The organism is Levilactobacillus brevis (genome assembly GCA_021383565.1).
Lineage (GTDB): Bacteria > Bacillota > Bacilli > Lactobacillales > Lactobacillaceae > Levilactobacillus > Levilactobacillus brevis_B.
Genome location: CP079699.1, coordinates 2,064,542 through 2,084,190, shown reverse-complemented (window position 1 = coordinate 2,084,190; position 19,649 = coordinate 2,064,542). Strand labels below are relative to the sequence as shown.

The following is a 19,649-nucleotide window of genomic DNA, read 5'->3' as shown; positions in this document are numbered from 1 at the left end:
AACGGCCGATTACCCCTTATAGTGAAGACAATCATTCTTATCAAGTTTACGATAAAGTAGTGAAAGTACTTTATCCACGCACAGTTAGGTGGCGTGGAGTAGGTGCTTTTTTTTATGGCGTTAAATGATACGCCCGGGCCGAAGAACGGAAAATTCCGGTCCGACTGACGGAACTTGATCGAGAACAAACGACAGAAGAGAACACAAAAGGAGGATGGCTCATGGCAGTCACCACAACAGAATTTGATACGATTGCAGCGATTTCGACCCCGCCTGGTGAGGGGGGCATTTCCATTATTCGGTTGAGCGGTGAAGAGGTTTTCGCCGTTGCCGGTAAGTTGTTCAAGGGTGCGGATTTAACCAAGGTGCCGAGCCATACGATTCATTACGGCCATATCATGGACCCCGAGACGAACGAAGAAGTCGACGAGGTCATGGTGACCGTGATGCGGGCGCCTAAGACCTATACCAAAGAAGATATCGTCGAGATTAACTGTCACGGTGGTATCGTGGCAACGAACCGAATTTTACAGCTGTGCCTGAGCTACGGCGCACGACTGGCGGAACCCGGTGAGTACACCAAGCGGGCCTTTTTGAACGGACGGATTGATCTGACTCAGGCCGAATCCGTGATGGATCTGATCAGAGCGAAGACGGATAAGTCCATGAAGGTCGCCTTAGACCAGTTGGACGGGGACTTGTCAAAATTAATTCGGCACCTGCGTCAGGACATTCTCGACGCCTTGGCCCAAGTCGAAGTCAACATCGACTATCCTGAATACGACGACGTGGAGACCATGACCACGAAGATGCTGCTGGAGAAGGCCCAGGAGGTCAAGAAGCAGATTCAAGCGTTGCTGGCCACCGCTAAGCAGGGGAAGGTCCTGCGAGAAGGCCTTGCCACGGCGATTGTCGGGCGGCCTAACGTCGGGAAGAGTAGCCTACTGAACCATCTGCTACACGAAGACAAGGCGATCGTGACCGACGTGGCCGGGACCACGCGTGACGTGATTGAAGAATACGTCAATGTCAAGGGAGTGCCGTTGAAATTAATCGACACGGCCGGTATCCGCGATACGACGGACAAGGTCGAAAAGATTGGGGTTGAACGTTCGCGTAAGGCCATTAACACCGCCGATTTGGTGATGTTGGTGCTTAATGCCAGCGAGGCGTTGACTGCCGAGGATGAACAGCTCCTGACGGCGACCGCCGACACACAGCGCATCCTGATTTTGAACAAGACGGACTTACCGCAGAAGCTCGACATGACGGCGCTCAAACAAGCCGCTGGCGATAGCCCCATCATCGAAACATCCATCCTGCAGAGTGCGGGACTGGATAAGCTGGAAGAAACGATTGCTCACCTGTTCTTTGACGAGGGCATCGAGTCCAGTCAGAACACGGTGATGGTCACCAACGCCCGGCACATCGGCCTGCTTCATCAGGCCAGCGCGGCCTTGGACGACGTGATGCACGGGATTGCCGCGGGGATGCCCGTGGATCTGGTGCAGATCGACATGACCCGTGCCTGGGATTTACTGGGTGAGATTACCGGGGACAGCTATCAAGATGAGCTACTCGATCAGCTATTTAGCCAATTTTGTTTAGGAAAATAAGTTAAAACCACTAAGAGACCGCTTGACCGCCGCCAATCCGACGATCGGGCATGGAGGGAAAGAACCATGACTGAAGTAATTGAATATCCGGGACAGGACTACGACGTTATCGTCGTCGGAGCCGGTCATGCCGGTAGCGAGGCCGCTCTGGCCGCCGCGCGGATGGGCAACAAGACCCTGTTAATGACGATCAATCTAGACATGGTGGCCTTTATGCCATGTAACCCCTCTGTCGGGGGCCCTGCCAAGGGGATTGTCGTGAGAGAAATTGATGCCTTGGGTGGTGAAATGGGCCGCAACATCGACAAGACCTACGTGCAGATGCGCATGCTGAACACTGGGAAGGGCCCGGCCGTCCGTGCCTTACGCGCCCAGGCGGATAAGCACGCTTACCACGCCGAAATGAAGCACACCATCGAACGCGAACCCAACTTGACCCTGCGTCAGGGGATCGTGGATGATTTGATCGTCGAAGATGGCGTCTGCAAGGGGGTCATCACCAATACCGGGGCCCGTTACCAGGCCAAGGCCGTCGTGATTGCCGCTGGGACGGCCGCACGGGGCAAAATTATCATCGGGGAATTGATGTACTCATCCGGTCCCAACAACTCCCAACCCGCCAATAAGCTGACGGCCAACCTGCCGAAGTATGGCTTCAATCTGGAACGGTTCAAGACCGGGACGCCGCCACGGGTGGATGGCAACACCATTCACTACGATGAAACGGAAGAACAACCAGGGGACAAGGAACCCAACCACTTTAGCTTTACCACGCCGGATAGCGCCTACCTGGACCTGAAGAACCAGCTGTCTTGCTGGCTGACATACACCAACCAGAAGACCCACGAGATCATCAAGGCCAACTTGGACCGCGCGCCAATGTTCACGGGGGTTATCGAGGGTGTGGGTCCCCGGTACTGCCCATCCATCGAAGACAAGATCGTCCGGTTCGCCGATAAGCCTCGGCACCAACTCTTCTTGGAACCAGAGGGCCGGCACACGGACGAATGGTACGTTCAGGGGCTCTCAACGTCCATGCCAGAAGAGGTTCAGCAGAAGATTCTCCACTCCATTAAGGGTCTGGAAGATGCCCAAATGATGCGGCCGGGCTACGCCATCGAATACGATGTTGTGTCGCCTTACCAGTTACGGCCAACCTTGGAAACCAAGCCACTGAAGAACCTGTTCACGGCGGGGCAAACCAACGGGACGTCTGGGTACGAAGAGGCCGCTGGTCAGGGACTGTTGGCCGGAATTAACGCCGGTTTGCGGGCTCTCGGCAAGCCGGGCTTCACGTTGAAGCGTTCCGATGCCTACATCGGGGTCATGGTTGATGACCTGGTGACCAAAGGGACTAACGAGCCCTACCGTTTGTTGACGAGCCGGGCCGAATACCGCTTGATTTTGCGTCACGACAACGCCGACCTGCGTTTGACGGCCAAGGGGCACGAACTGGGCTTGATTAGCGACGACCGGTACCAAGCCTTCTTGGCCAAGAAGGCGGCCCTGAAGGCAGAAATTGACCGGTTGAATAGCATCCGTATCAAGCCTAACGAGAGTATCAACGCCTTTATCGAAAGCCATGGCGACAAGCCGCTCCAAGACGGCGTGTTAGCCGCGGTCTTCCTCCGGCGGCCTTACGTGGACTACCAGACGCTCCTCGACTTTATTCCGGCGCCAGAGCAGCCGCTTGACCGCCACATCGTGGAAGAAATTGAGATTTCGCTGAAGTATGCCGGCTACATTAAGAAGGCCGAGGATAACGTGGCGAAGTTGAAGCGGATGGAGGCCAAGGCGATTCCGGCGAACATCGACTACGATGCCATCGATGGTTTAGCCACTGAGGCGCACCAGAAGCTAAAGAAGATCCAACCCGAGACGTTGGCGCAGGCCAGCCGAATCAGCGGGGTTAACCCGGCTGATATCGCGATTCTGAGCGTGTACATCGAGCAAGGAAAGATTGCCAAAGTCAAATAAGATAAAGCAAAGGACGATCACCAAAAATGGGTGATCGTCCTTTTTGTAATCATTGGATTAGTTATTAATAACTATAAAATTATTAATAATAGTGATACAAAACCTTTACACGTTCTTTGCAGAAACAACACGTTGGTTGGTTAACCTGAATGATGACCAGGCTTAAACGAAATGCACGAGGCATCGGGCGAGATGTGAAAGTGGTCTTCACTTTCGATCGGGGCACAGTCCGCGGCGATGGTGACAAGGAGATGCGCTTCTTCGGCAAAGGCAACTGGTCAGACACGTGATTTCAAAGGGTGAGAAGCTCGGATATAGGCGTACGTAAACGATATTTCTGGTCGTGAGATAAGACCGCCTATGTAAGGTAATGAAAAGCGTGGAAATACCTAGGAATCACGACCGACCTTCGGTAAAATTGAACACTGGGGAATTAAATCTCGAGTAGGGAGTTTTACGTTATGAGAATTGGTCTGTTGAGTCTAGGGATTGTCTTGGTTCTAGTGAGCCACGGGTTACACCACCGCACGCTCCGCCAGTTGCAACAAGCAACGACCGTACGGCCCACACATAGCCGCACGGTGTACCATGGCTTTTTATACTTAGGGTTACTGTACGTCGCCGTTGGCCTGTGGCGGCCGGCTTGGCTGGACGCCCGGGTGATCGGCCTGCTACTACTGGTCGATGTATTGGCGACGGGAACAAGTTACTATCAGCATCGGCAACGCACCTATCCGCCGGCGACGCGTGACTTGTGGCGACGCCAAGCGTGGTACTTAGTTGGTAGCCAGCTATTGTTGGCGGCTGTGTTACTGGGGACGCTGGCCACCGTGCCAGTGTAAGCAATTGGTTATTTGGAGTACCCGTGAACGTAAAATGAACGGGAATTTTCAGGGGGACGAGTAGATGAAGCGTTATTCACCAGCAGCGGCGCAACAAGCCCTGCTGCAGATTTTAGACGAGGTGAACCACCAGCAAGAAACCGTGGTGGTGACACCAACGGACGGCAATGATGCCAATTCGGCGGTCATTGTGGCCAAACATGAATGGGAAGCCTTAAAGGCCGCACTCGAAGCGGCCCAGCAGCCTGTACGAGAGGAAGCCGTTCTCGATCTCGACAAGATTGAGTGGGGCTAATAAAAAGCCGCGCGAGATCGCGCGACTACAGGTCTTAGTATTTGCCACTCCCCATGATGAATGCCCGGGCAATTGAGGAAATTAAGAAAATGATTTGCAGGGTAAAGTCGATTCGGTTCAACGGGTTTCTGTCGGTCGTGCTCTCAAAGACATTAAAGTGCAGCATCGCAGTAATCAATGAACTAAAACAGAGAAAAGCAACGATTTGGGGCGTCTGAAGAGTAAGCATGGCAACTAACAGAACCAGTGTCAGAATGGGAACGATAACCTTAGCTGGGGTGGTTGGAAAACGTGTTTCGGTCATGGTCTTCACCTCGTTTCGTTAAATGAGAATATGAGATTTCAATTATAACTTGGTACCATCATACCAGAAATTCTGGTTAAAGGGGGAAGTTAATGCCTCAAAAGTAAAATAAATCACCGAACGAAAAAATCGCCCGCTAGCGCTAGACCATTCAACGTTAACGGGCGATTCGTGTCAATTTTAAGGATAAAGGCTTCAGTTTTAACTGGTGGTATCACGGTAAGGCGACCCACCCGCTATCGGGGGTTAGGCCAACAAGAGTTGCTTGAGCGTCGTGAATGAGTCAACCTCATGCGTTGGGTGATAGTTAGCCGAGCCGGCCACGTGCCGGGGGTTGAACCAGATGCTGTCGAGATGGGCGTTGGTCGCTCCGAGAATATCGGAGTGTAGGCTGTCACCGATCATGACGGTATTGGCTGCGGACATGGTCGGATACTGGGCGAAGATGGGCGCAAAGAAGCGCTTGTCTGGTTTGTCGAAGCCCACATCTTCGGAGATGAAGACGTTGTCGAAGTAGCCGCTCAGACGAGATCCGCGTAGGCGGTTAAGCTGAATGGACTTGGTGCCATTGGTGCCGGCGATGACCGTTACACCAGCGCGTTTAAGGTCAGCGAGAAAGGTGGTCGCGCCGGGTAACGTGTAATAGTTGTGATCCAGCATCGACTTGTACTGCTTTTCCAAGGCGAGTCCGTCGACCCTGACCCCCAGTGCGCCGAAGGCTTGGGTAAAGCGGCGATCTAGCAACGGTTTGCGGTCGGCGCCCAGTTCAATCTGGTGCCAGATGTTGCGGTTAATCTGCACATAGGTAGCCAGGCCGCGTTGGACATCGGTGACGCCGTTTTCCTGAAGTAACTGCGTGACCCCCTCATTTTCACCGCGGGTAAAGTCAAGCAGGGTATCGTCTAAATCAATGATGGCATATTTTTTCATGGGCGCGCACCTTTCGAATGAGTTTTCCTGATTTTAGCAAATTATCGCGAAAAGTTCCAATCAAAGTAAAAAGCGTTGAGAACGAGCTGTCCCCAACGCTGGTGTCTTGAAACTAGTCGTGCGCCCAAAGGCGATTGACCCATGCTTCGAAATTTAAGCTGGTTTGTGTTGCGCCAGCTGTCCCGCACACCACCCGAGGATGATGCCGACGAGCGCCGGAACCGCCCAACTGAACCCTTGAGCGGCTAAGGGAAGCTGATTGTTCACCGCGAGAATGGCGCGACTCCACCCGGCCTGTTGCAGGCTCGTGGGGAGCGCGGCCACGGCCGAGAAGATGGCCGGAATCAGTGTGAATAACATGGCTAAGCCGAACAACCAGCGACTCGTGCCTAATAGCGGTGAGAGCACCGCGAGGACGATCAGGACGATGGCCAAGGGGTACAGGAACATCAGAACCGGCGTCGAATAGCTGATTAATTTAGTCAGCCCGACGTTGGCGAACAGACAGGGGAGGGCACTAGCGAAGACGATCAGCCACGGATAGGATAGCCGCGGAAACATGTCGTGAAAGGTATCGCCAAAGGCCGAGATTAAGCCGATAGCCGTCTTCAGACAGGCGATGATGACGATTAACGCCAGTAGCAGGTTACCAAAGACGCCGAAGTACTGGTTGGCAATCTGCGCCAGCGTAATCCCACCGTTGGCCGCGGCGGCGAATTTGCCCAGACTCATGGTGCCCATCAAGGCCAGCAGGGTGTAAATCAGCCCCATCAGCATCACGCTAATGGTCCCGGCCTTGATGACGTCTCTGGCAATCTGTCCGGGTTCGGTGACGCCCAGCGCGCGAATGCTGTCGATGACCACAATCCCGAAGGCTAGTGAGGCCAAGGCATCCAGCGTATTGTAACCCTCAGTAAAGCCGGTGGCCAGCGGACTGGCCGCATAAGCGCCCCGGGCGGCGAAGTGAAAGCCGCCCATGGGTTTGATGAAGGTGGCGAGAATTAGCAACCCTAGCAGAATCAAGAAGATGGGTGTGAGCCATTTACCGATGTAGGTCATCAGCTTTCCCGGATTCCGCGCGAGCCACCAAGCCAGCACGAAGAAGAGGATGGAGAAGCTGGCTAGGACGAGACCCTGATGCGCCCGACTGACGAACGGCGCGAGGCCAATCTGATACGACGTCGTAGCGAGTCGCGGCAGGGCGAAGAAAGGCCCCACAGTCAGGTAGAGGAGCACCGTAAAGGCGTAGGCAAACGGCCGGTTGACGGTCGTCGCCAGGTCGAAGACGCCCTCGCTGCGGGTCAGGCCGATCCCGGTGACCCCCAGTAAGGGGAGGCCAATCCCAGTGAGCAGGAGGCCGATGATGGCTGGGCCGACGTTTTGACCGGCTTGTTGCCCTAGAAAAACGGGAAAGATCAGGTTACCGGCACCAAAGAAGAGGCCGAACAGCATCATGCCGATGAAGAGCAGTTCCCGCCAAGATAATCGAGTTTTCAAAGTAATCGCAACTTTCTATTGTAAGTACGGTCGTGCAGACCATAGGTAAGCATAGCAAAAAAAGGCGCCCAATGAAACGGGCACCTCTTACAAATTTATTTATCAGCGACGGTGAACCGGGTTTGGTGATGTTGCGGGTGTTCCAGTTCGTCGAGAATGGCCACGGCCATGGTTCCGGCGGATGTGCCAGACTGTTGCTCGGCGTTGACCAGCAAGTCGTCGTCACCCATCAGGTAAGGCGTCGCTTCACCGGGGTGGAAATCCGCGGCTGGTGAAACGCCGACCCAGTTGACGTTGTCCACATCGCGCAGAAAGTTGAGTTCCTTCAATTGGTTCTGAGGGACGCTGAGAAAACTGGCCGCATTGGGGTCCTTGGCGATGTCGTGGACGAACAAGTGGTGATCGTCTCCCGTTTGCAGGCTCCCGGCCCCCAGAATGAAGACCACTCGGGGTGTCGTGGTGGTCCGTAGCTTGGCAATCAGATTGGCGGCGAGGTCGACATGCTGAAAGGCCAGGCTAGGAGCAGTGGCGAAGGCGTCGATGACCACGTCGGCGGCCTCCAAGTCGGTGGTGGTCAGGGCAAAGGCGTCCTGAACCTTGGTCGTGAGTTGGGGATGCGTTGGCAGTTGAGCCAATTTATCCGCCGAACGCGCCAGCGCTGTGACCGTGTGGCCGCGCCGTAAAGCCTCCGCCACGAGAGCCGATCCAGCCATCCCAGTTGCCCCAATAATTGTTATTTTCATAAAGGAACCTCCCATATTTTGCTGGGATCAGTATACCGGTTTTTAGGGTGACCGCCAACAATTAAGCCTCATCGTGGTTGCAGGTGTGGTAGAGTAGGAGAAAACGCCGAGGGGGCAATCGAATGAAAAATGTGGTTCAAGGACAGTTGGTACACTTAACGGAAATGCGAGACGGGGATGCCGAGTGGTTGCAGGATACGCAGTGGGAGCCCGGCCTGCTGCGCAACTTATCGGCCGATGCTCTACATCCGTGGACGGCCGCAGAGTACGCCGAACTCGCTGCCGATCCCGACAGTGACGACCATTTCTTCTTCATGGTCCGGGCTAATGCCGATGATGGCCTGCTAGGCTGGGTCCTGTTAGACGAGATTCAATTTAAGAATCGCCGGGCGGAACTGGGGATTGCGTTGCCCGTGGCTAGCGATCGCGGTCAGGGCTACGGGGTGGATACGCTCAATACGATCTTGTCGTTTGCCTTCAATGAACTGGGCCTACACAAGGTAACCCTGGACGTGAACGCCAATAATCAAGCGGCACTTAGGGCGTACAATGCGGTCGGCTTCGTTCGCGAAGGCATCAACCGTGAGGCCGTTTATCAGGACGGTCAGTGGCTGGATTTGTATCAATTCGGTATCTTAGCGCAGGAATGGTGGGCTGTTTCACGTGGAACAATCCCGGATGAAAACACCACCACCGACTAACGCGTCGCCGGTGGTGTTTCACATGAAACATTTAGCCCGCGGGCCACGGCGAATTCGTCGTGACGTGCGCGTTGAGCCCCGCCTGTTCACGGCGACGTTCCTTTCGTTGGGCTGTTCGCTGCGGGTAACCGGCACAGAGGTAGCGTTGTTCGTCCGTGACCGGGGTGACGCTGGGAAGCGGTGCGGTGACGGACTTGTCGTCAATTACGTAGGTAATGAAGCAGGTGAAGCCGACGAACCGCTCGCCGGTCGCGAGATTTTCGCCAATGATTTTCACGAAGACTTCTAGCGACCGCGTACCGGTGCCGCTGACGTAGGCCTCCAGAATCATGGAGTCGTCGAGGTGAAAGGGCCGCAGAAAGCTGACGTGGTCGAACGAGGCGGTCACAACGGTCTTGTGCGTGAGGCGAACCGCCGCGACGGAGGCACTGTCGTCGACCAGCGAGAGAATTTTGCCGCCGAAAACGGTTTGATGTTCATTTAAATCTGGTTGAAAGACCCGATGTGTCGTCACAATCAGCGTGGCGTTACAGGGAACGGGTGTAAGTTGAGTGGTCATAGACATCCTCCATTTCATAAAGAGCTACGCCCCCTATTTTACCAGACGTCCCGTTAGGTTACAGGATTATTAACTTTTCGCAATATCTGAGGGGATTCGTGGAGGTTGACCGGACCGCTTTGCTATACTGAAGCTAAATACAGCAGGAGGGGTGATCGTGTGAATTATCGTGGTGAACCGTTGGACTTGATTCCAACGTTGGATTTGGCGCAGGCCTATCCGTTATTAGAGTGCACGCTGAGCCTGAGCGCGCCCGTCGACCTTGCGCGCCTCCAAGTGGCCGTGAAGACGACCCAGACGGTGGTGCCCCAGGTGCTAAGCCGCTATAACCTACGCTGGAATCGCTTTGAAGACCAGTCTATCGACGCCCAACAGGTGATTGAGGAATACGATGCCAGTCGTGATCCGGGCCGCGGGCAACTGGACGTCTTGCAGGGCCCACAACTCAAGATTCAGGTGATCCACTTTGCGGATTACGATCAGTTGCGGTTGGTTATGAGCCGTCTGTTAACGGATGGCGAGGGGTTCAAACACTACCTGTATCTGTTAGCCGCCGCCTATGATGGCCAAGATCTGACGAACTTTGTCAATGAACGTAGCGTGCGGCGAATCATGAATTATCTGCGGCATCCCCACCGGCCACTGCCTCAGAGTAGCGATGCCCCAGCGGCCGAGCGCTTTCCTCAGTTGGCGGGTAACGTGCACCATCACAAGGGTGAGGCGTTGATTCCACGAGTCGAAAGCCAGCAGCTCCGGCGGTTGGCACGCCAACAAGGGGTGACCATGAACGCGGTGCTTCTGTCGGCGTACGCGCTGGCGCTGTTTTCCCTGACGGGTGAGCGTCGGCTGGTCATCCCCTATCAGGTCGACCTGCGACTGCACGGGCCGGTCGCGGCTACTAACGTGGTTCAGGTCGCCAATCTGACCAGCCAGATGCCGGTGACCATCACGGTAAGGGAGGCCGATACCTTACAGGACGTGGTGGCACGAACCCAAGCGACGATGACCCGGCTTCACGAGAGCCTGGCCTATCTGCCGCCATTGGTCGAAATCAACCGAATGAGTCGAGCGCTACCGCCAGAACTGGTGCGGCGATTGGCGGGAAAGCACCGGGAGTCCGCTGCGATTTCCTTTGCTAACTTCGGACACGTCGATCAGACGCGGCTGAACTTCGGCAATATCCCGGTCACCCAGATTTACTTTGCGGGGACCTACCGCACCATGCCGAACTTTCAATTGACGGTCAGTGCCTACCACGATGCGTGGACGCTTGCCTTTCGGATGTTGGGGTCGGAACCGGATTATCAGTTAGGCATTAAAATTCTAAAAAACGTGGTGACCCAGCTCAATCAGTGGAGTCACGGCAACTAAATAACGCGCCTTACCACAAGCTGGGTAGGACGCGTTGTTTTAGTCAAATGTAGAAGCTGGTTTAACGAACGGTTTCGGGCTGTTGCGGCTGGTTCGCGAGCTTGAGAAAGGCGTCGAGTTGTTCGGTGCTGACGCCGATCATGATGGCGGAACGTAACGGCATGTTCTTCATCATTTCGCTGTTGGTGTCATCACCGGCTAGCGCGTCAAAGTTCTTCGCGATACCGGTCGCTTCTAGGGCCGATCGGAGTTCGGGCCGGCTCATCACGGCGCCGATGTAAGTGTTCGTGGTGATGGGTGCCGTTGTTTGCGGATTCCAAGCCAGCGTGATGTCTTGGTGCAGGTCAAGATCACGCGAGGACCGGCCAACAAGGATGGTGTAACGGCCATCGTCCATTTGCCAGTTGCTGGTGTCCGCGTTGTACCAGCTAAAGGCGCGCCGGGGAAGTGTCCGCGTAACAGTCTTAGTTTCACCGGCGGCTAAGGTCGTTTTGGCAAAGTCGCGGAGTTCCTTAACGGGCATTTCCACTTGGCTAGCGTGGTTGGCCACGTAAACTTGAGAGATTTCTTGGCCGGCGACATCGCCGTCGTTGGTAATCTGGTAGCTGACCTCGACGCTCTGATCGCGGTCGGTAACGGTTAAGTCGTGGTAACTGAAGTGGGTGTAGCTTAAGCCGTAGCCGAATGGAAAACGCACTGCGCGTTGTTTCAAATCGTAGTAGCGGTAGCCGACAAAGATATCGTCATGGTAGGTTTCGGTCAGAGGACTCGCGTTGAACGTCCCAAAGGTTGGGTTGTCGGCGAGCTTGAGCGGGAAGCTTTCGGCTAATTTCCCACTAGGGTTGACGGCACCGGTCAGCACGTCCCAAGTGGCTTCACCCACCGCCTCACCGGCTAGGTAGGTTTCGAGAATCGCCGCAACGTCGTCGGCCCAAGGCATCTCAACGGCGGATCCGTTTTGAAGGACGACGATGGTATGGGGATTGACCGCGGCGACCTGTTTAATCAACTCGTTTTGGTTATCCGGTAACGCCATGGTCGTTTTGTCAAAGCCCTCGGACTCTAAGGCTTCGGGCACCCCGGCGAAGATCACAACTTTAGCGGCTTGCTTGGCAGTGGCGACGGCTTTTGCAAGCTGATCAGCGTCTGACTCGGTGGCGTCTAGGCTGTAGGCGGCTTGGTAGTTGGCATTGCCAGCGGCTTGGGCCACTGCTAGTGGCGTGGTGATCCGGTAAGCGTTGACGTGGGAACTCCCGCCCCCTTGGTAGCGCGGTTTGTCCGCCAGTTCACCTAAAATGGCGACGTCTTTGATCGATGCTAGTGGCAGCGTCTGGTCGTCATTTTTCAGCAGAACCATACTGTTAGCAGCAAGCTTACGCGCGAATTCATGCTGGGCGTCCTTGTCGTAGGCCTTAGGTTGACTGTCCACGTGCCAGTCGTGGACCATTTGCAGGACGCGCTTAACGGCGATATCCAGAGTGGCTTCGGTTAAGTCGCCGTGCTTGACGGCTTCGACGATTTCGGTCGTGGATTGTGGGCCTTTCCCGGGCATCTCGAGGTCGAGTCCGGCTCGAAGCGCGGCCACGTGATCGGCAACGGCGCCCCAATCGGACATGACGACGCCGTCGAAGCCCCATTCGTCCCGTAAAATCTTGGTTAAAAGTTTAAAGTTTTGGGAGTTTAGCGTGCCGTTGATGGCGTTGTATGAGCACATCAGCGTTGCTGGATGGGCGTTGACGACGATCCGTTCGAAGGCGGACAGGTAGATTTCACGAAGGGCCCGTTCACTCATGTTGGACGATGACGTGAAACGTTGGTTTTCCCGGTTGTTGGCGGCGAAATGTTTAACGCTAACGCCGACGTCTTGGCTTTGAACGCCTTCGACGTAGGCCGCGCCTAGTTCACCGGCGACGAGGGGATCTTCGGAGAAGTATTCGAAGTTCCGGCCAGCGAGGGGACTACGTTTCATGTTGATCCCGGGTCCTAAAAGGACGCTGACGCCTTCATTTTTGGCGGCTTCTCCGAGGTTCTCGCCTAAGGTGGTTAGAGCTTGCCGGTCAAAGGAAGCGGCGGTTAAGGCGGAGGCGGGGAACGTGATGGCCTTGACGCTTTGGTTCAAGCCCAAGGCGTCCGCACTGTCGGCCTGTTTCCGTAAGCCGGATGGGCCATCGGTCATCATGATCTTCTCGAGGTTTAACCGGTCAATCCCGGCCGTGAACCAGAAGTCCTTGCCGGAAACGAGGCTAGCCTTTTCGGTCAGGGTTAACTGTTGAATAAAGTTGTGTGTGATTGGTGATGTCATAAAGAAGCTCCTTTTTAACTAATATATAAAGCGTTTTCATAATCATTTTATCAGGATTGGTAGCGATGTGAAAGCGGTTAATCAGAAGCGTAACGGTCTTAAGTTGACCTGAGACAATGCCAGTGGGAAGCCGACTGCTACCCTAATTAGCAAAAAGCCCCATAAAACAACGCGCCCCACCAAAACTCGGTAGGACGCGTTGTTTGCGTCTCCCAGGTTCGAGAGACGGTTCAAAATTTATTTAGTGTTGGTGCTAACTGCTCGTTGTTGGTGTCGAACCAATCCCAGCGCACCGGCGTTGCAGACGACTAGCATCACGGCCATGGCAGCGTAGGATTGTCCGGTCAGTCCGACTAGCGGTGAGGCCAAACCACCGCAGGCGTTCTGTGCCAGTCCAATGACGGCGGAGGCGCCCCCGGCGTTCTTGGTGGCTTGGTCCATGATGATCGTCACTGTCAGCGTCAACAAGGCCCCAATCAAGATGACCATGGCCAAGACTAGACCACTGACGACCCAGACGTTAGGCGGGAAGAGCAGACTGGCCAGAAGCACCAGACTCACGCCCACAGCGATTGCCAGCAAGCTGGTAACCTGTTGGCGGTTGGAGTAGCGCCGTGACAGCTGACCTGGCAGGTTGCTGCCAACCACGATCCCCAGGCCGTTAAAGGCATAGAGCAGGCTGAAGGTTTGTGGGGCCATGCCAAATCCCGTTTGGAACACGAAGGTTTAGGCAGAAATGTAGCTGAACAAGCCACCATAGACCAGTCCGGTGGCCAAGATGAGCGGCCAAAAGGCGGGTTGAACGACCAACCGTCCCATGGCGCCCAGTGAGCTGTGGAAGCCGCCGGTCTGGCGTTCGCTAACTGGCAGGGATTCGGGCAAGCCTAGTGCGACCGCAGCCGCGATGACGAGGCCAATCACGGCCAGCAGGATGAAGATAGCTTCCCAGTCGACGTAGTGAATCATGAAGCCCCCAATGATTGGTGCGATGATCGGAAAGACCCCGTTGACGGTATTGAGCAGGGCGTAAAACCGGGTCAATTTTTTCCCGGAGAAGAGGTCTCGGGCCACGGCGCGCGCCATGACTTGACCGGTAGCTCCGGCGAGTCCCTGAATGAAACGCAGGATGATTAATAAAGTGATTGAATGAATAAAGGCCATAGCCAACGAGACCAAGCCGAAGATGACAAAGCCCGCAATCAAGGGCCGCCGGCGGCCGTATTGGTCAGAGAGTGGCCCGGCAATCAGTTGGCCCAAGGCGAGCCCGATCAAGCAAGCGGTAATGCTCAGTTGCATCAGCGACGCACTGGTGGCAAACTGGGTACGCATCTGCGGCAAGGCTGGCAGATAGAGGTCGATGGCCAAGGGACCGGTCGCACTGACGGTTCCTAAGAGTAGCGTTAGCCAGATTTGCCGGCGGCGAGTAAGCGTAGGATTCAAAAGCAGTCAGCCCTTTCGGTATAATTATTAATTTCGCAATAACCAGTGAAGACGGCGCTGGGCCGCCACTCTACTGCAGAATGGCGGCCCAGGTCATTGTGTACGGTAAAAGCGTATTGCTCCATTATTGCTGGAAATGGGGGATTTTGCAAGACCTAACGTAACAAGAATCTTTCAGTTTGTTCTCAAACGCGTAAAGTTTGTGTAAAGCGTGGGATCACGGGAACGTAAATGTTATGATTGAAAATGACCCGCGCCAGCCAAAATAAATGTGCGAACGGCGGTGGGTGGTGTATGATAATAACATAATTAGAGATTCCCGAAAATAAGGAGTGCCAACATGAAGAATCTAAAGGAAGTTTTGAGTTGGATTGTGCCGATCGTGATTGGACTGGCCATTGCCTTAGCCCTCAAGCAGTTTGTCTTTACGCGGGTGCGGGTCGATGGGCCATCCATGGAACCCAATCTGGACAATAACGAAAAGGTTTTCGCCTGGAAGATGTCGAAGGTCAAGCACCTTAGCGTTATTGTGTTCGATGCCCACGGTGAAGACCCAGCGGCTAAGCCCAACACCAACTACGTCAAGCGGGTTATTGGGTTGCCGGGCGATACGGTGAAGAGTAAGAATGGGTACATTTACGTCAATAACAAGCGGATTAACCAGAGTTTCATCAGCCAGAGTGAACAGACCTCCGGTACCGGGAACTGGACGTTAGCCAGCCTGCAACGCCAAAATGATTGGCAGGGTGGCAAGAACGGTAAGATTGCCACGGTAGTGCCGAAGGGCAAGTACTTCGTGCTGGGTGACCACCGGAGTGTTTCCAACGATAGCCGTTACTGGGGCTTCGTGGACAAAGACAAGATTGTCGGCGTTGTGAAGGTGCCATTCTGGGCCTCCAGCAAGACCAAGCGTGTCAACATCAACTCGTTGGCTTATTAAATTTAAACTGAGACGTCGTGGCTTTCCCGTAATTTGGGAGGGGCGCGACGTTTTTTCTAGTTGGAGCCATTTTTTTCGAAGTAGCCGCTTACATTTCACAAGGATAGGCGTATTGTAGAGGGTATATGAAAGATGCTGGGTAAAGATTGTGAAAAAATAAGACCGATGTCGGGGAGATGACCGTTATCAAAAATACGTTGAAAGAGCGTTGGCTTGCCTTGATTCTAGGGCTCGTGATCAATGCCATGGGCAGTGGCCTCACCGTGGCGTCCAACATGGGGGCGAGTCCCTGGATGGCGTCGGAAGTGAATCTGAGTGAATGGCTGAAGGTGGAGATTGGCTGGCCGGTCTTCATCGTCAGCTGTTTAGCGGCGGTGGCCAATCAATTTCTCTTACGCCGCTGGGATGCCCGGCGATTCTTCGGTGAAATTGGCTACATGTTCTTCGTGAGTTACTTCGTCAACTTCTTCACCAGCTTCTTCTATCGCCTGGGTATCCTGAGTTGGTCGGTGGTGACCCGCGGCGTGCTAGCCATGGTGGGGGTCGTCATCTTGTGTATAGGGATGTCACTGTACCAGCGGGCCAATCTGGTCATGCACCCCAACGATGATACGACGAATATTCTGCGATTTATGTACTGCCACGGCAACGTCTTGCGGGCGCAATCGCTGAATTTCATTGCCCCCGTGGCCATTACGGTCGTGAGCTGGATCGTGACCCGGCAACTGTTTGCGATCAATCTGGGGACGATCTTCGCGCTGCTCTTTACCGGCATGCTAGTGAACCTAACGGACCGCTTCATCTGGCCCGGCCTGAAGCATAATTTCGCTGTGAAACCAGTTAAGGAGGCGATTCATCATTAAAAATACGCTGACGCAACGTTGGCTGGCCTTGTTTTTAGGCCTAGTGGTCAACGCCTTTGGCAATGGTCTCTCGGTGGCGTCCAACATGGGAACCAGTCCCTGGACGGCCTCAGAAGTCAATCTCAGTCGCTGGCTGGGGACCAGTGTGGGCTTAGCAATCTTCGTGGTCAGCTGTCTGGCCGCGTTGGTTAATCAACTGCTACTGCGTCATTGGGATTTTCCACGATTGTTAGGCGAGGTTGGTTTTGTTCTGTTCTTTAGCTATTTCGTCGATATCTTTTCCACGACGTTTACGCGACTGGGTATCATGCAATTGTCGGCGGGGGTGCGGCTTCTGCTGGCGATTACCGGGATTATTATCTTCTGTGCGGCCATCTCGATGTACCAGCGGGCCAACCTGGTGATGCACCCCAACGATGACACCACGAATATCTTGCGGTTCCTCTACTGCCACAATAACGTGGTGGTGGCCCAGCTACTGACCTTTACGCCACCGGTCATCATTATCCTGGTCTGCTGGCTCAATACCCATCAACTTTACTCGGTGAACTGGGGGACATTGTTCACGCTGCTCTTTAACGGCACGCTGATTGGCCTCGCAGATCGCTTAGTTTGGCCGGGATTACACCACAACTTTCGGGCCAAGTCGGCTCGGTAGGTCGCTTGACTTTTAACAGGTTTTAGAATATGCTTGCGCACGTAGTTTACGGAGAAGGAGGCGGCTCATGGCCACCACGGAAAAGGATTCAGACATTGTTAAATGGCTCTCAATCGCCAACCGGTACACCAGAATCGCACTAGATCGGCGGTTACAGCCCTACCGCTTGAATGCCAGCATGTACTATTATATTTTGCGACTCCATGAGCATCCCCGGCTGACTCAGGATAAGCTGATTAGCCTAACGTACCTGAACCCCAGCAACGTGACGCGGGCAGTGAATCAGCTGGTGAACCTCGGCTACGTGCGCAAGCGTCAGTCGAAGCTGGATCGGCGGGTCTATGAGCTGTCGCTGACCAAACGCGGCGAACGACTCTATCCGGAGATTGTGAAGCTACGGCAGGAAGTCGCCGATAACCTCCTCGCGGATATCACGGCCGATCATGATGAGTTGGCCGCGCAGATTCGCCAGTTGGCGTTGACGGCCGTGGCCAACGAGACGCCGAGTGAGGGCGACTAATTTAATATTAAACGTAGGGAAGTGGCTACCACGGGGTGGCCACTTTTTGAATACACCCAATTGTAAGCGGCTACATTTATGGGTTGACTTCCCTGAGATGTAGTCGTATGATGGGGGTGTAAATGAGTGAGTGCACACTCACAATTGGAACACGTCAGGAGGAATGAAGATGGCAGCCAATACGATTGATGTGCGGGACGTGGCCAAGAAGTTCGGCGACAATCCCGTCTTGAAACAGATTAGTTTGCAGCTTCCAGTGGGGCAGATTATGGGGTTGATTGGCCCTTCCGGAGCCGGCAAGACTACCCTGGTCAAGGCCATTCTGGGGATGGAAAAGGTCGATGCCGGGACAACCACGGTCTTGGGAACGGCGATGCCGAACCGCAAGATCATGCAGCGCATCGGCTACATGGCCCAGAGCGATGCCCTTTACGAGGATTTGACGGCGCGCGAGAACATTCGCTTTTTTGCCGAGTTGATGAGTGTCCCCAAGACCCAGTTGGCCACCGCTATCGACCACGTGGCGCAGGTCGTCAATTTGACGGACGCCTTGGACCGCCGAGTCTCGGCCTACTCCGGGGGGATGAAACGGCGGTTGTCCCTGGCGATTGCGTTGGTACAGGACCCGGAATTGTTGATTTTAGATGAGCCCACGGTTGGGATTGACCCGGAACTGCGGCAGCAGATTTGGGCGGAACTCTATCAGCTCAAGGCGCAGGGCAAGTCGGTGCTGGTGACGACGCACGTCATGGACGAGGCCGAGCGCTGTGATTACCTGATGTTGATTCGCGAGGGAATTGCGTTAGCGCAAGGTACGCCGCAGCAGTTGGAACAGGATTATGCGGTTACGACGATTGAACAAGTCTTTTTGAAAGCGGGGCGGCTACAAGATGAGAGTCATCGCAATCTTTAAACGAGTTTTACGTGAAATGTTACGGGATAAGCGGACGTTAGCCTTGATGTTTATCGCACCGCTGTTTATCCTGACGTTGATGTATTTTCTCTTCAATACCAGTTCGGATACGGTAGCGAAGATTGGGGTAAGCAACGTGGACACGACGGTGGTGAAGGCCATCAAGAATAAGCACGTGACGTTAACCCACTACAGCAAGCAAGCGACGGCCAAGGACAAGGTACGGGAGGACAATTTGGCCGCCTTCATTAAGCAAAAAGACGGTAAACTCACGGTAACCTACCAGAACAGCCAGCCGGGAGATTCTGCCCTGGTGCGCCAAGCGTTACAGGGGGGCTTGACCAAGATTAAGGTGCGGGCTTTAGCGGCGGCCACACAGGCGCAGAAGAAGGCTCTTCAGCAACAGGCCAAGGTACTTAAGACGGTCGTCGCCCAGCAGCAAAAGATGATGGCCGCCCAAGGTGGGGCCGGTTCAGCCGCCACTCAAGGCACCTTGCCGCAGTCGCAGCAGACCACCCTTAAGGCCCCGACCACCTACAGCGTGACCAGCCATTATCTCTATGGGAGTTCGGACTCGACTTTCTTCGATACTTTCCTGCCCATTCTGTTAGGATTCTTTGTCTTCTTCTTTGTCTTTCTGATTTCGGGGATTTCACTACTCAACGAGCGAACCACAGGGACGTTGACGCGACTCCTGGCGACGCCGATTCGGCGTGGCGAGATCATTACGGGTTATCTAATGGGCTACGGTCTCTTCGCGCTGGTACAAACGGTAATTACCGTGACGTTTGCGCTGACGGTCTTCCAGATCCACATGATTGGTAGCGTTTGGCTGATTCTTCTGATTAACTTTTTGTTGGCGTTGGTGGCGCTATCCATGGGGATTTTCGTTTCCACTTTCGCCAACTCGGAATTCCAGATGATGCAGTTCATTCCCATTCTGGTGATTCCTCAGGTCTTCTTCTCCGGCCTGATTCCGGTCGACCAGATGGCCAACTGGCTACAGTGGATTGCCCACATCTTCCCGCTCTATTACGGGGGCAACGCGCTGATGAACGTGGCGACTCGTGGCGTCGGCTTCAGCGGCATTGCGTTTGAACTGGGAATCTTGGCGTTATTCGCCATTCTCTTCACGAGTCTAAACGTCGTCGGAATGAAACGCTATCGGAGGGTCTAAT

The 19,649-nt window shown here is 54.5% G+C and carries 18 protein-coding genes and 1 pseudogene; 12 read left to right on the top strand and 7 right to left on the bottom strand.

Translation table 11 applies throughout. From position 1 onward, the window contains the following. Positions 1 to 221 precede the first annotated feature (221 nt). From mnmE to KB236_09655, 4 genes are all read left to right on the top strand, one after another. Complete coding sequence (mnmE, locus tag KB236_09670; protein UIF28791.1) at positions 222 to 1,616, top strand: tRNA uridine-5-carboxymethylaminomethyl(34) synthesis GTPase MnmE; 1,395 nt, start codon at positions 222 to 224, stop codon at positions 1,614 to 1,616. Between the two features lie 66 nt (positions 1,617 to 1,682). After that, positions 1,683 to 3,593 (top strand): tRNA uridine-5-carboxymethylaminomethyl(34) synthesis enzyme MnmG, encoded by a 1,911-nt coding sequence (mnmG, locus tag KB236_09665; protein ID UIF28790.1) that lies wholly within the window; start codon positions 1,683 to 1,685, stop codon positions 3,591 to 3,593. Between the two features lie 461 nt (positions 3,594 to 4,054). Continuing rightward, on the top strand, positions 4,055 to 4,435 hold the full coding sequence (locus KB236_09660) for a hypothetical protein (protein UIF28789.1): 381 nt from the start codon (positions 4,055 to 4,057) through the stop codon (positions 4,433 to 4,435). A 64-nt stretch (positions 4,436 to 4,499) separates the two neighbouring features. Beyond that, positions 4,500 to 4,730, top strand: a complete 231-nt coding sequence (locus tag KB236_09655; protein ID UIF28788.1) for a type II toxin-antitoxin system Phd/YefM family antitoxin — start codon at positions 4,500 to 4,502, stop codon at positions 4,728 to 4,730. A 34-nt stretch (positions 4,731 to 4,764) separates the two neighbouring features. Here KB236_09655 and KB236_09650 read toward each other — a convergent pair whose 3' ends face one another. From KB236_09650 to KB236_09635, 4 genes are all read right to left on the bottom strand, one after another. Beyond that, a complete protein-coding gene (locus tag KB236_09650; protein ID UIF28787.1) occupies positions 4,765 to 5,034 on the bottom strand; it encodes a hypothetical protein in 270 nt (89 codons plus the stop codon). Between the two features lie 246 nt (positions 5,035 to 5,280). Next, complete coding sequence (locus KB236_09645; protein ID UIF28786.1) at positions 5,281 to 5,964, bottom strand: YjjG family noncanonical pyrimidine nucleotidase; 684 nt, start codon at positions 5,962 to 5,964, stop codon at positions 5,281 to 5,283. A 153-nt stretch (positions 5,965 to 6,117) separates the two neighbouring features. Then, positions 6,118 to 7,461, bottom strand: coding sequence for a branched-chain amino acid transport system II carrier protein (gene brnQ, locus KB236_09640; GenBank protein UIF28785.1), 1,344 nt, complete (start codon positions 7,459 to 7,461; stop codon positions 6,118 to 6,120). A gap of 95 nt (positions 7,462 to 7,556) precedes the next feature. Next, the gene (locus tag KB236_09635) at positions 7,557 to 8,204 is read right to left on the bottom strand and encodes an NAD(P)H-binding protein (protein ID UIF28784.1); all 648 of its coding nucleotides are present in this window, start codon (positions 8,202 to 8,204) and stop codon (positions 7,557 to 7,559) included. A gap of 122 nt (positions 8,205 to 8,326) precedes the next feature. Between KB236_09635 and KB236_09630 the strand changes: the two genes are divergently transcribed. Next, entirely contained in the window at positions 8,327 to 8,905 is a 579-nt protein-coding gene (locus KB236_09630) for a GNAT family N-acetyltransferase (GenBank protein UIF28783.1), read from the top strand. Between the two features lie 31 nt (positions 8,906 to 8,936). On the opposite strand, the gene KB236_09625 is transcribed toward KB236_09630, so the two are convergent. Continuing rightward, positions 8,937 to 9,464, bottom strand: a complete 528-nt coding sequence (locus KB236_09625; protein ID UIF28782.1) for an acyl-CoA thioesterase — start codon at positions 9,462 to 9,464, stop codon at positions 8,937 to 8,939. Between the two features lie 159 nt (positions 9,465 to 9,623). Between KB236_09625 and KB236_09620 the strand changes: the two genes are divergently transcribed. Beyond that, the gene (locus KB236_09620; GenBank protein ID UIF28781.1) at positions 9,624 to 10,835 is read left to right on the top strand and encodes a hypothetical protein; all 1,212 of its coding nucleotides are present in this window, start codon (positions 9,624 to 9,626) and stop codon (positions 10,833 to 10,835) included. A 61-nt stretch (positions 10,836 to 10,896) separates the two neighbouring features. Here KB236_09620 and KB236_09615 read toward each other — a convergent pair whose 3' ends face one another. Together KB236_09615 and KB236_09610 are read right to left on the bottom strand one after the other, a co-directional pair. Next, complete coding sequence (locus KB236_09615; protein ID UIF28780.1) at positions 10,897 to 13,137, bottom strand: glycoside hydrolase family 3 C-terminal domain-containing protein; 2,241 nt, start codon at positions 13,135 to 13,137, stop codon at positions 10,897 to 10,899. A 237-nt stretch (positions 13,138 to 13,374) separates the two neighbouring features. After that, positions 13,375 to 14,583, bottom strand: a pseudogene (locus KB236_09610) (multidrug effflux MFS transporter). Positions 14,584 to 14,917: 334 nt separating this feature from the next. Between KB236_09610 and lepB the strand changes: the two are divergent. The 6 genes from lepB (at position 14,918) to KB236_09580 (ending at position 19,648) form a co-directional block, all read left to right on the top strand. Further along, positions 14,918 to 15,517 (top strand): signal peptidase I, encoded by a 600-nt coding sequence (gene lepB / locus KB236_09605; protein ID UIF28779.1) that lies wholly within the window; start codon positions 14,918 to 14,920, stop codon positions 15,515 to 15,517. A gap of 176 nt (positions 15,518 to 15,693) precedes the next feature. Beyond that, the gene (locus KB236_09600; GenBank protein ID UIF28778.1) at positions 15,694 to 16,380 is read left to right on the top strand and encodes a hypothetical protein; all 687 of its coding nucleotides are present in this window, start codon (positions 15,694 to 15,696) and stop codon (positions 16,378 to 16,380) included. A 7-nt stretch (positions 16,381 to 16,387) separates the two neighbouring features. Next, positions 16,388 to 17,038, top strand: a complete 651-nt coding sequence (locus KB236_09595; protein UIF30342.1) for a hypothetical protein — start codon at positions 16,388 to 16,390, stop codon at positions 17,036 to 17,038. Between the two features lie 67 nt (positions 17,039 to 17,105). Continuing rightward, on the top strand, positions 17,106 to 17,558 hold the full coding sequence (locus KB236_09590) for a MarR family transcriptional regulator (GenBank protein ID UIF28777.1): 453 nt from the start codon (positions 17,106 to 17,108) through the stop codon (positions 17,556 to 17,558). Positions 17,559 to 17,727: 169 nt separating this feature from the next. Beyond that, positions 17,728 to 18,471, top strand: coding sequence for an ABC transporter ATP-binding protein (locus tag KB236_09585; protein UIF28776.1), 744 nt, complete (start codon positions 17,728 to 17,730; stop codon positions 18,469 to 18,471). After that, entirely contained in the window at positions 18,449 to 19,648 is a 1,200-nt protein-coding gene (locus tag KB236_09580; protein UIF28775.1) for an ABC transporter permease, read from the top strand. The genes KB236_09585 and KB236_09580 overlap by 23 nt, the downstream gene beginning before the upstream one ends. Position 19,649 lies beyond the last annotated feature (1 nt).